We start from the raw sequence: 14,445 nt of genomic DNA, 5'->3' as shown, positions 1-14,445 counted from the left end.
TCTTTTATTTTACTAGTGTAAGCGTCAACAAATATTATTGGGTGTTAAATGAGCGGAAATTTCTTGGAATTCGAAAAACCTATCGCTGACTTAGAAGCGAAGATTGAAGAGTTGAGACTGGTCAATCAAGGTGGGGAATTCGACGTAAGTATCGAAGAAGAAATCACTAAACTTCGAGAAAAAAGTGCAGAACTTAGCAGAAAAATTTTTGCTGATTTAGGCGCATGGCAAGTCTCTCAATTAGCTCGTCATCCAATGCGTCCTTATACATATGATTATATCGAACGTATGTGTACTGAGTTCGATGAGCTTGCAGGCGATCGAGCCTATGCTGACGATAAAGCAATCGTTGGTGGCTTAGCTAAAATTGACGGTCAAGCTGTGATGATTATTGGTCATCAAAAAGGCCGTGATACAAAAGAAAAAATTAAACGTAATTTTGGTATGCCAAAACCTGAAGGTTATCGTAAGGCTCTGCGTTTAATGGAAATGGCTGAACGTTTCAATTTACCTATTATTACTTTCATTGATACTCCTGGAGCATACCCAGGTGTGGGTGCCGAAGAGCGTGGCCAAAGTGAAGCCATAGCCCGCAACTTAAAAGTGATGTCTGGTCTTAAAGTACCTATCATTTGTACCGTTATTGGGGAAGGTGGTTCTGGTGGTGCATTGGCTATAGGTGTGGGCGATCGAGTTAATATGCTGCAATACAGTACATATTCGGTTATTTCACCCGAGGGTTGTGCCTCTATTTTATGGAAGAGTGCAGAAAAAGCGCCATTAGCTGCTGAAGCTATGGGTGTGAGTGCCCCGAAAATTAAAGAGTTAGGTTTGATCAACAGTATTGTTGAAGAGCCTTTAGGCGGTGCTCATAGAGATCACGATAGTATGGCTGCTAATTTAAAGGCCACCATTAAACAACAACTAGCCCAATTATCGTCTTTATCTAAAGAAGAATTATTAGAGCAAAGATATGACCGATTAATGTCCTTTGGATATTGCTAATAAGCTAATTTAAGCTTTTGGTTTAAATTATGTATTTTAATAAAGCCATCTGTTGCGTAAACAGGTGGCTTTTTGTTTATATAGAAATATGAAAATACTCAACACTTTGAAAAAACATCTGGCTACACCGCCACTGAATAACGCTTCTGTCATAGTGGTGGCATACAGTGGTGGTGTCGATTCTCATGTGTTATTACATGCTTTGAGTGTATTGCAAAAAGAGTTTAAGTTTAACTTGCAGGCGATTCATATTCATCATGGTTTGAGTGCTTTTGCAGATGATTGGCTACAACATTGTCAGCAGGTGTGTGACAGCTTAAATGTACCCTTGCAAAGTGCTAAAGTGGTTTTACATAACGCCTCTCGTACCAGTCTTGAGGCTATAGCGCGAGACGAAAGGTACAAAAAAATAGTTGAACTTGCGCCTGAAAACGCCCAAGTGTTAGTTGCTCAACATCAGGATGACCAATTAGAAACATTTATGTTGCAACTTAAAAGAGGAGCAGGTCCCAAAGGCTTGTCGTCCATGAATCAAGCATGGACGATACAAGGCTTAGAGCAGAAAGCTGTTTCATTTTATCGGCCTTTATTGGACACCACTCAGCAAGACGTTTTAGCTTATGCTGAGCAACATCAACTGCATTGGTGCGAAGATGAATCCAATAAAAATACCGATTTTGATCGTAATTTTTTACGCCATGATGTATTACCAGTATTGCAAAAACGTTGGCCAGAACTCGCCAAGTCTGTCAGTCGTAGTGCATTTTTGTGTGGGCAGCAACAAGATTTGTTAGATGAAATTTGTGCTGAGAAGTTAGCGGCAGTACAAAACGCTGATAATAGTTTAGTTTTACAAGCTTTACTTGAGTTATCAAATAATTGGCTACACCAAGTGGTACGTTATTGGTTGTCGGTACAAGGTATTCAAAGCCCTCCCTTAGCTGTCATCAATCAATTAAAACCTGAAGTATTACAGGCTACAGACGATGCTCAGCCAATTCTACAGTGGCAAAACTGGCAGTTCAGACGTTTTAACCAACAGCTATTCGTGATCCCTGTACAAGTTGAACTTGCGCCTGTCAGTATTCAATGGGCAGGAGAAGCCCAAGTTCCACTGCCAGCAGAATTAGGAATATTAGAATTCAATGTTGATGATGCAGAAATACCTGAACAATCAGTGCTGGTTGACCAAGATCAAGGGCCTATATTTATTGAGTTAGCTAGTTATAATAAACGTTTCAAACCAGCAAAGGCAGCTCATAGCAAACCCTTAAAACAGTGGTTTAAATTATGGCGAATTGCACCTTGGCAAAGATCACAAGTTATCCAGTTGGTACAAAATAACAAGATTTTAGCTCTGTACCTAAATGGACAGTGGAGAGTTGCTGACTGCTTAACGGGCGATGTTAAACAGTCTATTGTTATTTATTTGAATAATAACTAACCTGAGTTTTGGATAAGAAGTATCGTTCAAGCTCAAATATTATCAGGCCCGACCCGGACTACTAGCTTGCCGAAGTTTTCGCCTTTTAATAATCCCATAAAAGCACTGGGTGCGTTGTCTAGTCCTTCAACCAAATGTTCTTTATATTTGATTTCACCAGCCATTAACCATTTGGCCATTTGTTGGCTAAATTCAGCGTATCTATGACCATAATCATCAAAAACAATGAAGACCTGCATTTTTATGCGTTTATTCAATAAATTCCCCATTAATAGTGAAAGCCTATCTGGGGCATTAGGTAATTCAGTCGCATTGTATTGCGAAATCAAGACACATAAAAGTATACGAGCACAGCTATTGAGTAATGGTAATACCGCATCAAATACTTTACCGCCTACATTTTCAAAATAGACATAAATCTTTAGGTGTAGGTTTGTCGCTGCGTACCAGATTAGAGTTTTCAGCTAATGGTGCGCCAACAGGCCAAGAAGCGAGAAGTATTTGACGGTTGATATCGATAGTTTGAGTGATGTTTATTCCTGAATAATAAGAAACCTAAGAGGGGAATTAGCAGCGTATTTATTTTGTATTTCAGAGAAATACGCCACTAAAGTATGTCAAATTATAAAGCTTTAGTTAAAATTTCTCGGCTTATATCTAAGGTTATATCACCTTTTTCGCCTAGTGCATTCATCCCGTGTTTTTCTAAACGAGCCACTAACAAATCGATATCTTTGTCAGTAATACCCACATCAGATAAACAGGTCGGTACTTGCATCTGTTTGAAAAATTCCACTGTTAATTTAATCGCTTGATCAATGCGAACATTGTCATCGCCTTCATTTATATGCCAAACACGTTCAGCGTATTGCAGTAACTTTTCACGCTTTTGTTCGCGGCGTACCTGCATAAGTGAGGGTAATACAATTGACAAGCTGCGGGCATGATCAACTCCAAATGCCCCAGTTAACTCGTGTCCTATCATGTGAGTTGCCCAATCTTGTGGTACACCCGCACCAATCAAACCGTTCAATGCCATAGTGGCTGACCACATGATATTGGCTCGTACTTCCAAGTCATCTTTAGTGGCAGGTGCTAAGGCTTTTGGCCCTTCTTCGATTAAGGTTTGTAATAAGCCTTCACTGAAGCGATCTTGTACCTTACCATTCACGCTATAGGTTAGGTATTGCTCTATGATATGAACAAAAGCATCGACTACGCCATTACTGATTTGACGATCTGACAAAGACAAAGTTACGCTTGGATCTAATACTGCAAATAGTGGGCGAACTAGTGGACTAGAAAAAGGAATTTTAGTGCCATCTCTAGTGACCACTGAATTACCATTACTTTCTGAACCTGTTGCAGGTAAAGTTAACACTGCACCAATAGGTAATGCCTTATTTACAGGCTGTTGTTTAACTATGATATCCCAAGGATCTTCACCTTCATATTCAGCCGCAGCAGCAATAAACTTTGCACCATCAACCACTGAGCCGCCGCCTACAGCCAACAAATAGTCAATGTTTTCGGCTTTAATAATATCTTGGGCTTTCATTAAAGTATTATAAGTTGGGTTGGGCTCGATACCTGAAAATTCAAACCAAGTATGTTTTGCTAACGCATCAGATACTTGTTGAAAAACGCCGTTTGTTTTTATTGAGCCGCCGCCGTACACCACTAAAACTCTCGCGTTTAGTGGAATTTCTTTGGTAATGACTGATATCTGCCCTTCACCAAAGTGGATATGGGTTGGGTTTTGAAAATTGAAATTTAACATTTTTGTCCTTAACTAAAAAATTAGGCTAACTAAGCTGAAATATGTGCTAATAGTTTTTCTGCCGCGAGTGCTGAACTGGCTGGATTTTGACCACTAATAATTAAGCCATCTTGTACCGCAAAAGCTTGCCAGTCTTGGGCTTTTTGATAATCAGCACCACGTTTAATGAGTTCATCTTCTAATAAAAAAGGTACCACTTCAGTTAACTGCACTGCCTCTTCTTCGCTGTTAGTAAAGCCAGTAACTGCTTTGTTTTTTACGACAAAATCACCTGATACTTGTTTGACATTCAATAAAGCCGCACTGGCATGACAAACTGTAGCGACCGCTTTATCAGCTTGCAGAAAACTTTCAATTAAACTAATTGAGTCGCTATTATCGGTTAAATCCCATAGTGGCCCATGACCACCTGGGTAAAACACCCCGTCAAAATCAGCTTGATTCACCGATGACAACAGTACTGTATTAGCTATTTTTTCTTTAGCCACATCATCGCTATTAAAACGTTCTGTGGCAGCAGTTTGAAAATCTTCTAAGGTACTGGTTGGATCAATCGGTGCTTGTCCACCTTTGGGGGTGGCTAATGTGACTTCGACACCGGCATCGATAAATACATAATAAGGGGCGGCAAACTCTTCCACCCAAAAACCTGTTTTTTGACCTGTATCACCAAGCTGATCATGTGAAGTCAGTACCATCAATATTTTTCTAGACATAATTATTCAACCTTTTAATTTTAAAGTATTCAAAAGTGAATACATGTTATTTGCTATGTACCTAGTATATGGATGAAGGTAACTGTGAACAATGCAGTATAAACTGACAACATTGTCTTAATTATTGATACAATGGCGTAGAGCATTGATTGGATTAAGTGAGCAATGCTTTTGGTTAATCATTAGGATAAGTAGGCATAGTGATGAATGTTTCATTTGAACAACTTAAAAGTATGGTGGTTTTTGCCCAAGTAATTGAGCAAGGAAGTCTTAGTGCGGCAGCTAAACAGTTAGGTTTGTCTAGAGCTGTGGTCAGTTATCATTTAAAAAAACTTGAAACTCAACTGGATGTAAAATTATTAAACCGCTCGACTCGTTCTATTAACCTTACCGAAGCAGGTCAAGCTTATTATGAGCGTTGCCGAGTAATAGCTGAGCAAGCAAATGCAGCTAACTTACAAATTGAAAACTATAAACATGAACCAGAAGGCTTACTTAAAATTACTTGCCCAGTTAATGTGGGCTTGCAAACCGTGGTACCCGCTCTAAATGAGTTTAAGAAAATTTATCCTAAAATTGAGCTAGATGTGATGTTAACCGATGAAGTGGTCAATATCATGAAAGAGGGCATAGACTTGGCCATTCGTGGTGCACCTTTAGCCGACTCAGGTTTACAAGCGAGTAAATTGGCCACTCTGACTACTTGCCTTTGTGGGGCAGCAGAATATTTTCAACAATACGGTCGGCCGACTAAACCTGCTGATTTGAGAGAACATCAATGGGTGATCTATAAACTCACCTCAGGTGTATTAAACTTAACTAAAGGTAGCCGTTCATTCAGTATTGCTATTAAGGGCAGTATTAGTACTAATAACGCTGCTGCTCGTACCTTATTTGTTGAAGCTGGACATGGTCTAGCGCGTATTCCTACTTATGATGCATGGCCAAAAATACAAGCAGGTACGTTAGAAACTATACTCGATGATTACACGCTGAACGACATTAATGTTTATGGGGTATTTCCACCAGGGACAGCCAATGCAAAAAAATTAAGATTATTGCTTAACTATTTAAAAGAATATTTTAATAGCCAGATTAGTAATAAAAACAGCTGATAGCTGGTATAAATAAAATAATTGTTATCAAGGAAAATATAAAATGTATAAATTTACTCAGCTTGCTTTTGCAAGTTTAATTTTATTAAGCGGCTGCACATCTGTTCCCCCTAATTTAGGTGTTCAAAATGGACAATTAACCCCTTGCCCTAAAAAACCGAATTGTGTTAACAGTCTTGCGGAAGATAAAAGCCAATATATCGAACCTATTCTGCATGACGGTAAGCCAATACATATCAAAAATGATATATTGAATGTACTGGCTGAATTAGACAATAACCAAACGACAGTCGCCAAAGACAATTATATTCGTGCTGAATTTACCTCTGCAGTCTTTCGCTTTGTGGATGATGTAGAATTTTATTTTCCAGAAACTAAATCAGGCACTACTAAAATCCACCTGCGTTCGGCCTCTAGAGTGGGCTATTCAGATTTTGGTGTGAATCGAAAACGTATTGAGCAGATCCGCAGTAAATTTGAAGCCCTCAAAAGTAATCTGGAATAGATACTCAACCCCTGCATCTTTGCCGAGTGCATAAAGGTTTGGGGGGATCGGCTATTTTGTCATACCTATCGACAACCGCCGATACATAAATGAATCAATCGAAGTTAAAAGTTAAAAATGGTGCACGATAAAGAATGACTATTGAAGTAGTGAATTTGCCTAGTGAAGATGTGACATGCTCAACTTGTAAGGCAAATTGTTGTCGTCTAGAAGTATTGCTGATTACAGATACAGGTGTGCCAGAAAAATTTATCGCCGAAGACCAGTGGGGCGGTATGACTATGGCCCGCTTAGACGACGGATGGTGTGCGGCACTCGATCGTGCAACTATGCTTTGTAGCATTTATGAAAAACGCCCATGGATCTGCCGTGAATTCGAAATGGGCGGTTATGAATGTTTAGAAGAAAGAGACTAGATAGGGCAGAGAAAAGCAGAATAATTCAGTGTGAAGCTGAATGAAATAGCAAAATATGTATTCACCGCCCGTCATTCCGGTAGTGTTTTGAGCCGAAATCCATTTTTTAAAAACCAAAAACTAAAGCTTTTCACATAGTGGCACAGAGAAAAGCAACAAAACAGCCTGTAGCAGACTAAATCAGAATGGCGCTGAGTGGAGCAGTAAAAACTAAAAAACAAACACCCCGAAACAACATGCAGGAATGGCTATAATATGAAGCCTTTTATTTGCAATGTGATGGTTGGATTGCACTTCACTATTCTAAGTGAAACGCCCTAGAAACATGCATATTCGTAGTCGTGAACGGATCTCCATGCTAACTGATTAGAACTACCTTTACTCGTTTAAAAATTCCGTTATAAGGCTTCGATAATTAACCGACAGCTGTAGCGCCCTATATTTTTCGATAAAAAATGAAAATATTTCAATCAAGTCTTTCGAAAATTGTTTCAGGTTATCTGGATCTCTAAGCTTATAGTCTTTGTATACGGCAAGTTTTTCAGCCCATTCATGTGCAAGATAGTTCCTAGTATTTATTAAATCACTGATCTTACTTTTTTGCTCATTACCGAACATCCCTAAATACAAACAATAGTCCAGCCTATTTCTGAATTTAATTTTTTGAATTTCACTTAATAAATGTGACGATTTAATGGGAGTACTACTTTTAAATTTTTCTATAATTTTTGTCTTTACCTTACTGATATTTTCGAAATATTTAATATTTACATTATATTCGTCAGGTTTAGAGAAGAGGTCTTGTAGGATACAGTTGTTAATCAAAAATTCTAATTTAGCAAAAATAGTGAGAATAATACCTCTATCCAACTTTTTTACTGTTGCGAAGGATAAGTCTTGAGTGTAACTACTTTTATTCCATTGAGAGTTTATTAGACGAAAAGTATCGCCCTTTTCGGCAATAAATATATTGTAATTCTGAGTGCCGTTCTGTGAGTGAATAAGTTTTTGAGTTAAATTTTCAATCAAATCTTGCATATACCCTCCATGCTTAATAGCAGTCTTAACAAGTTAACGACAATTTTAGTAACATAGCTTTTTTTTGTGTGCGAAGCACATGCTTTTGATTTTGTCGCGACTCAAAGCTCGCTATTTTTTATTAAAAACTCAATAGGACAATTGGCATGGATAGCCAATTGAGTGGTGTTTTGTTGGGAACAAATTAGCACGGCCTGTTGAGTTTATAAAAAATAGAAATAGAGCTTTGCCGGAGTGCGGCGTTATCTGGTTACTCTTTTTTGCTGTTGAAAAAGAGTAACTGGTGCGGCAGGGATGCCGTATCAAAAACGCAATGGATTGCTGTGAACGAAGTGAATAAAGTGTGCGCAGCACATAAGTGACGAAGTCATGCTTTGTGAACGTAGTGAATGCTTGTAGTGACGAAGTCATAGTAAGCGACCAAGTCGTGCTGTTAAAAAACAAAAAAGGCGCTACCAGCGCCTTTTTTAATGCTCTTATAAAATAAGAAACCTAGTCGTTACTGTGCAGGCTAGCGTTTAAACCACCCCATTTAGATGCGTCAGCTACGATAGCTTCAATTGCACCTGTTTGGCTGTTACGACGGAACAATAAGCCGTTCATGCCAGATAACTCTCTAGCTGCGACAACTTTACCGTCTGGTGTCGTCACTTTAGAACCAGCTGTTACGTATAAGCCAGCTTCAACTATGCAGTCATCGCCAAGTGAAATACCGACTCCGGCGTTAGCACCTAACATGCTGTTTTGACCGATTGAATTAATGGTTTTACCGCCGCCAGATAAAGTGCCCATAGTTGAAGAACCGCCACCTATATCTGAACCGTTACCGACGATTACACCTTGTGAAATTCGACCTTCAACCATAGAACTGCCAAGTGTCCCTGCATTGAAGTTAACAAAACCTTCATGCATGACTGTGGTACCAGAGGCTAAATGGGCACCCATACGCACGCGATCAGCATCCCCAATACGTACACCTTCAGGAATAACGTAATCAGTCATACGTGGGAATTTGTCGATTGACGAAACCGTTAAATGATGGTTTTCAGAGGCGATTAATTCTCTTAATTCTTCAACCTTGTTAGGTAATACAGGCCCAGCAGAAGTCCAAGCGACATTGGTTAATAAACCAAACACACCTTCAAGGTTGATTGCATTAGGTTGCACGGCACATTCTGATAATAAATGTAAGCGTAGGTAAGCATCTTCAGCAGACTTAGGCGCTTCGTTAATTTCGAGTTCTACTTCGATTAATTCGCCTTCAATTAGTCCTACTTTACTGGCTAAGCAGCTACGGGTGATTTCTTTATTACTGCGAGGAAACCATACATCTAAAGTTTTGCCAGTTTCCACATCTATATATCTGTGACCATTACGTTTTATTGTCATTTTAGTATCCTTTATTTTTCAATTACCTAATTATCGCTCGTCTGAGTTGAGTTAACAGCCACAATTTTTTTATAGGTTATAGCTAAATGATGAGAATCCCTATGGAATGTTTCTTTCTTAGGGGGATTGTTAATAAAGTTGCTTGAAATTACAGCTGACAAATAACTTGAAACCCATAGTTTTAGCATGTTTTTGTCAGAGGCGTTTCCAAAGTCGCTGTTAGATTTAAACTATTTAGCGACAAGAGCTAATTGAATCATCGATATTTAGTCGAACTAGGCATGTAAGTTATCGTATATTAAATCGAACTCGCAGCTTTTGGGACGAGAGATTCACTCCTATGTAAAACATATTTATTACTCAGGATAGAGATTACTAGTGTTTTTTTATATATAATGTTTTTAAGTTCAAGCAGTCGCCTCTCAAAATAAATAGTCAGTCAGTTAATTCAGCTTATCTTAACTGCAATACTTTAATATTTGAAATAAGTAGCAAAAAGCACGGTTTTCTGCTATTTTGCACCTCAAATAGACGTCCAGATGTCTGTCTTGGATTTGTAACCTTAACCTGTTGTGTGGAAGATCTCATGAGCAAAGTGTCGTTGCCGAAAGAAAAAATTAAAATTTTATTACTTGAAGGGTTGCATCAAAGTACTTTAGATACCCTACATGCAAACGGATATGAGAATATTGAGTACATAAAAACATCTCTTCCTGAAGATGAATTAATTGAAAAAATTAAAGATGTGCATTTTATCGGTATCCGTTCTAGAACCCAATTAAACGAAACAGTTATTGCAGCGGCTAATAAATTAGTGGCTGTTGGTTGTTTTTGTATTGGTACCAATCAGGTTGATTTATCTGCCACGCAAAAACGTGGTATTCCTGTTTTTAACGCGCCTTTTTCTAATACTCGCTCGGTTGCTGAACTAGTACTTGGACAACTTATATTGTTGTTACGTGGTGTTCCAGAGAGAAATGCTAAAGCCCACAAAGGAATTTGGGACAAAAGCGCTAATGGTTCTTTTGAAGCTAGAGGTAAAACCTTAGGTATTATAGGTTACGGACATATAGGTACTCAGTTGAGTATTTTGGCTGAACACTTAGGTATGCGAGTGCAATTCTTTGATGTCGAAAGTAAGTTAGTCTTGGGTAACTCTACTCAAGTTAAAACGTTAAAGCAGCTATTAAGTACTTCAGATGTGGTCAGTTTGCACGTACCTGAAACCTCTGGTACCAAAAATATGATTGGCGCTAAAGAGTTAGACATAATGAAAGATGGCGCTATTTTGATTAATGCTGCTCGCGGTACTGTTATAGATATTGATGCCTTAACATCAGCCTTGAAAGCAGGTAAATTATCAGGTGCTGCTATCGATGTATTCCCTGTAGAGCCTAAATCAAATAATGAAGTGTTCGAGTCACCGTTAACTGAATTTGATAATGTTATTTTGACTCCTCATGTGGGTGGTAGTACCCAAGAAGCACAGCAAAATATTGGTATTGAAGTAGCCGGTAAGTTAGCAAAATATAGTGATAATGGTTCTACCTTGTCTGCCGTTAACTTTCCAGAAGTGTCTTTACCTGAACCTACAGGTAGCCGTTCACGTTTATTACATATTCATAAAAACGTACCAGGTGTGTTAACTCAAATTAACCAAGCCTTTACTGAAAAAGGTATCAATATTGCTGCGCAGTATTTACAGACCAATGAAAATATAGGTTATGTAGTAATGGATGTTGAAACTGATCGCGCTGAAGAAGCTTTTGATCAGTTGCAAAAAATTGATGGCACTATCAAAACCAGAATTTTACATTAATAAAATTGATTTAGATAAACAGTTTGTTGTCTAAATAATAAAAGGGACTCAGGTCCCTTTTTTATTGCCTGTATAAATAAATTATATAATGTATTCACCCTCTACTTTTTTCAATAGTGAGTCATTGGCAAAATCTAATCTTACTTTTCGCTCCAATATGATACGCCCTTTAACGTTTGATGAAGCGTCAATTTTTAGTGTGGGTAGAGAACTGTCGTTGTTTTTCCACCATGACTCTTTATTTTTTGAACCATATACAATATTACCATCCACCACAGATCCTTTACTTAGCGTAATGTCGCCATTTTTAGTCTTAACGTCATCACCAACTATAGTTCCGCGAAGGTGAATGCCGCCATTTATGGTAGAAACATTACCGCCCACTTTAGATCCTGATTTCAGCTTTATGCCACCGTTAACTGTGCTCAAGTCACTTTCAACGGTTAATTGTGAATCTGCTTCTATACCCCCATTGACAGTCGATGCATGTTTAATTTTCACCTTTTTACCTATTTCAATCCCACCATTAACCGTTTCAATTTTTTTGGCCGTCACTCCATCTTCTATTTCGATTCCGCCATTAACCGAAGTTAAGTTATCCACATGACGGTTACTTTCAATTTCAATTCCACCGAATACCGTGTTGTGATTGTTGTTATGTTTTTGAGAATGGTGCTTGTTTTTGTTGTTATCTTCATGAGCATTGACATGAATAATGCAACCTGTGGTGGTGAGTAAGCTGGTGATTAATACTGCGCTAAATGTTAATTGTGAGTGTTTCATATAAATCCTTGTCTAATTTAAGTGTGTTGTTATTATTTTTTCGCTATTTCGTAATAGAAATAGCAGACAACATGCCAATAATTAAGTGATTGAAATTAATAGGGATTATTTTATTGAATAATAGTTGTTTGTAGATAGAACTATAAAGATTGGTTAAATACACAAATAAATAGTCAATTTAAAAGCCGAATACTGATTGATTAGTTATTTGTTCTTCATCAAAGGGAAAATTTCCCCAATTTGCTACTGGATAAGTTATTAGTTTAAGTGTTGCTGGTCTTTATTCCGAAAGTTTACCTTTTTTAATGGAAAAATCAGCAAAGGCAACTTGTTCTTCTGTAGCTCTCAAACTATCAGTTCTGATATTGAGCAGTAAATACCCCATTTAGGTCTTACAAAATCTGCTGCTGAAATATAATTAAGGCGTGTTTAATGGGTTAAATCAATAATAATAAAATGGAATTATTTAATTGTTTATATTACTGATAACAATCAGGTAATATTTTGTTATCTAAATAGGAGCTTGAAAAATAATGTTAACGCCACAGCAATTAATTGAATATAAAAATAAAGGATATGTGCTGTTACCTGAACTGTTTTCAGGTGAAGAAATGTATTGTTTGCAATCGGCGGCCAATAATATTGTGCAGCAGTTTGATCCTGAATCGACTCGATCAGTGTTTTCTACCGAAGATCATAGTAAGACCCGCGACGACTACTTTTTGTCATCAGGGGATAAAGTGCGCTGCTTTTTTGAAGAAGATGCGTTTGATGGTATGGGTAACCTAGCCCAAGAAAAATCGTTAAGTATCAATAAAATTGGCCATGCTTTACATGTGTTAGTACCTGAATTTAAAAACTTTAGCCAAGATAGTAGAATCAAACAAGTCGCCTTGCAGCTAGGGTTAGTTAAACCACAAATACACCAATCTATGTATATATTTAAGCAACCTAGAATCGGTGGAGTAATTAGATGGCATCAAGATGGGACGTATTTTTTTACAGATCCTATTTCAGTGATCACTTTTTGGCTCGCGATAGAAGATGCGACAATTGAAAATGGCTGTTTACAAGTTCAAGCTGGTGGTGAAAAGTTACCACTTAAAGAACAATTTAAACGTTACCCTGATGATACTACTGAGTTAGTTACTTTGTCGGATATCCCTTGGCCAAAGGATGAAAATGCTCAGCCTTTAGAAGTAAAAAAAGGTACTTTAGTGGTGTTTAATGGTTTATTACCCCACTTTAGCGCACCTAATTTATCTAACAAATCTAGGCACGCTTTCACGCTTCATATCACTTGTGCTAATACTGAATACTCAGAGTACAACTGGTTACAAGCTGCTCCATTACTACTTTAGTAATTCTGTTGTGTTGTTAGCCGCATGTTTTAAACAAACGTCTGTTAATCGGGTTTATTCAGCATAATGTAAAATATATACAGTTCACTTTTCTCCGTAAAGGTTGAGAAAGTAACTGCACAAGTTTTCGCTATAGACTTAACTATTAATAAATCTTCATTAATATCTGGTAGCTAAAATTTATGTGATAACTATTTGTAATAACTAGCTTATGTTTTGTATCGGCTATTAACACCAAATAAGGTAGTATTCGAGGTATTAAATAGTGCGAAAAGGAGTGGGTTAAACGTGTACGAATTAGATAATTTTAGTTTAAAAGGTCAAGTTTCAGATCTCGAGTGGCAAGCACGTATAGATTTAGCCGCCTGTTACCGTTTAGTGGCTGACTTTCGTTGGGGAGATTTGATTTATACTCATCTTTCTGTTCGTGTGCCTAATACTGAACATTATCTAGTGAATGCTTTTGGTTTAGCCTTTGATGAAGTCACTGCTTCTAATTTAGTAAAAGTCGATCTACAAGGCAATGTCCTAGATGGTTCTCCATATCAAATAAATCCTGCTGGGTTTACCATTCATAGTGCCATTCATGAAGTACGTCATGATGCGCAATGTGTTATTCATCTTCATACTAAAGCGACAATAGGTGTGGCCAGTATTGAAGGTGGTTTAAAACCTTGGAGTCAGTACGCTATGTTTTCTTTGTCTTCGTTAAGTTATCACGGTTATGAAGGTCTTGCTGTTAACGCAGATGAAAAAATAAGATTGCAAAATGACTTGGGTAGCACAAATCATATGTTACTGCATAATCATGGAGGGCTGACTCTGGGACCTACAGTGGGTGATGCCTTTATGCGTTTTTATGATTTACAAAGAGCGTGCGAAATTCAAATGGATTTATTACAGGCTGGGCAACCTATTATTGAAATCCCGCAAAAAATTGTTGATGGTATATATGCGCAAGCGAATGTTGTGCATAGCGGTGAAACCGGTGGCCAAAAAGCTTGGCCTGCTATGTTAAGACGAGCTTATAAACTTGATCCCAGCTTTTGCGAATAGCCTGCAACTAAATCCCCG

Annotated in this window: 13 protein-coding genes and 1 pseudogene; 8 read left to right on the top strand and 6 right to left on the bottom strand. The window is 37.9% G+C overall.

Features of this window, described 5'->3' with window-relative positions:
- Positions 1–48 precede the first annotated feature (48 nt).
- Together accA and tilS are read left to right on the top strand one after the other, a co-directional pair.
- Complete coding sequence (gene accA / locus GQR87_RS15215; RefSeq protein ID WP_158970764.1) at positions 49–1,005, top strand: acetyl-CoA carboxylase carboxyl transferase subunit alpha; 957 nt, start codon at positions 49–51, stop codon at positions 1,003–1,005.
- 88 nt (positions 1,006–1,093) lie between these two features.
- A complete protein-coding gene (gene tilS, locus GQR87_RS15210; protein ID WP_158970762.1) occupies positions 1,094–2,449 on the top strand; it encodes a tRNA lysidine(34) synthetase TilS in 1,356 nt (451 codons plus the stop codon).
- A 32-nt stretch (positions 2,450–2,481) separates the two neighbouring features.
- Here tilS and GQR87_RS15205 read toward each other — a convergent pair.
- From GQR87_RS15205 to GQR87_RS15195, 3 genes and pseudogenes are all read right to left on the bottom strand, one after another.
- Positions 2,482–2,868 (bottom strand): annotated as a pseudogene (locus GQR87_RS15205) (zinc-binding dehydrogenase); the annotation flags it as partial.
- 203 nt (positions 2,869–3,071) lie between these two features.
- Positions 3,072–4,229 (bottom strand): iron-containing alcohol dehydrogenase, encoded by a 1,158-nt coding sequence (locus GQR87_RS15200; protein ID WP_158970760.1) that lies wholly within the window; start codon positions 4,227–4,229, stop codon positions 3,072–3,074.
- A gap of 29 nt (positions 4,230–4,258) precedes the next feature.
- Positions 4,259–4,945, bottom strand: a complete 687-nt coding sequence (locus tag GQR87_RS15195; protein WP_158970758.1) for a type 1 glutamine amidotransferase domain-containing protein — start codon at positions 4,943–4,945, stop codon at positions 4,259–4,261.
- A gap of 203 nt (positions 4,946–5,148) precedes the next feature.
- On the opposite strand from GQR87_RS15195, the gene GQR87_RS15190 reads away from it, so the two are divergent.
- The 3 genes from GQR87_RS15190 (at position 5,149) to GQR87_RS15180 (ending at position 6,981) form a co-directional block, all read left to right on the top strand.
- Positions 5,149–6,060, top strand: a complete 912-nt coding sequence (locus tag GQR87_RS15190) for a LysR family transcriptional regulator (RefSeq protein WP_158970756.1) — start codon at positions 5,149–5,151, stop codon at positions 6,058–6,060.
- A gap of 43 nt (positions 6,061–6,103) precedes the next feature.
- Positions 6,104–6,565 (top strand): DUF1499 domain-containing protein, encoded by a 462-nt coding sequence (locus GQR87_RS15185; RefSeq protein ID WP_158970754.1) that lies wholly within the window; start codon positions 6,104–6,106, stop codon positions 6,563–6,565.
- A gap of 134 nt (positions 6,566–6,699) precedes the next feature.
- Positions 6,700–6,981 carry a YkgJ family cysteine cluster protein gene (locus GQR87_RS15180; protein ID WP_158970752.1) on the top strand — a complete coding sequence of 94 codons (282 nt, stop codon included), beginning with the start codon at positions 6,700–6,702 and terminating at the stop codon, positions 6,979–6,981.
- Positions 6,982–7,359: 378 nt separating this feature from the next.
- Here GQR87_RS15180 and GQR87_RS15175 read toward each other — a convergent pair whose 3' ends face one another.
- Both GQR87_RS15175 and GQR87_RS15170 read right to left on the bottom strand, forming a co-directional pair.
- Entirely contained in the window at positions 7,360–8,019 is a 660-nt protein-coding gene (locus GQR87_RS15175; protein ID WP_158970750.1) for a hypothetical protein, read from the bottom strand.
- Positions 8,020–8,511: 492 nt separating this feature from the next.
- The gene (locus tag GQR87_RS15170; protein ID WP_158970748.1) at positions 8,512–9,408 is read right to left on the bottom strand and encodes a DapH/DapD/GlmU-related protein; all 897 of its coding nucleotides are present in this window, start codon (positions 9,406–9,408) and stop codon (positions 8,512–8,514) included.
- A gap of 586 nt (positions 9,409–9,994) precedes the next feature.
- On the opposite strand from GQR87_RS15170, the gene serA reads away from it, so the two are divergent.
- Positions 9,995–11,227 (top strand): phosphoglycerate dehydrogenase, encoded by a 1,233-nt coding sequence (gene serA / locus GQR87_RS15165; protein WP_158970746.1) that lies wholly within the window; start codon positions 9,995–9,997, stop codon positions 11,225–11,227.
- A gap of 81 nt (positions 11,228–11,308) precedes the next feature.
- Here serA and GQR87_RS15160 read toward each other — a convergent pair whose 3' ends face one another.
- Positions 11,309–12,010, bottom strand: coding sequence for a hypothetical protein (locus GQR87_RS15160; RefSeq protein ID WP_158970744.1), 702 nt, complete (start codon positions 12,008–12,010; stop codon positions 11,309–11,311).
- Between the two features lie 533 nt (positions 12,011–12,543).
- Between GQR87_RS15160 and GQR87_RS15155 the strand changes: the two genes are divergently transcribed.
- Positions 12,544–13,371 carry a phytanoyl-CoA dioxygenase family protein gene (locus tag GQR87_RS15155; protein ID WP_158970741.1) on the top strand — a complete coding sequence of 276 codons (828 nt, stop codon included), beginning with the start codon at positions 12,544–12,546 and terminating at the stop codon, positions 13,369–13,371.
- 288 nt (positions 13,372–13,659) lie between these two features.
- Entirely contained in the window at positions 13,660–14,427 is a 768-nt protein-coding gene (locus GQR87_RS15150; RefSeq protein WP_158970739.1) for a class II aldolase/adducin family protein, read from the top strand.
- The last annotated feature ends 18 nt before the right edge of the window (positions 14,428–14,445 follow it).

The sequence above is a fragment of the Paraglaciecola sp. L3A3 genome (assembly GCF_009796765.1).
Classification (GTDB): Bacteria; Pseudomonadota; Gammaproteobacteria; order Enterobacterales; family Alteromonadaceae; genus Paraglaciecola.
The sequence above is the reverse complement of the archived record's forward strand: the minus strand, read 5'-3'. Positions and strand labels throughout refer to the sequence as shown.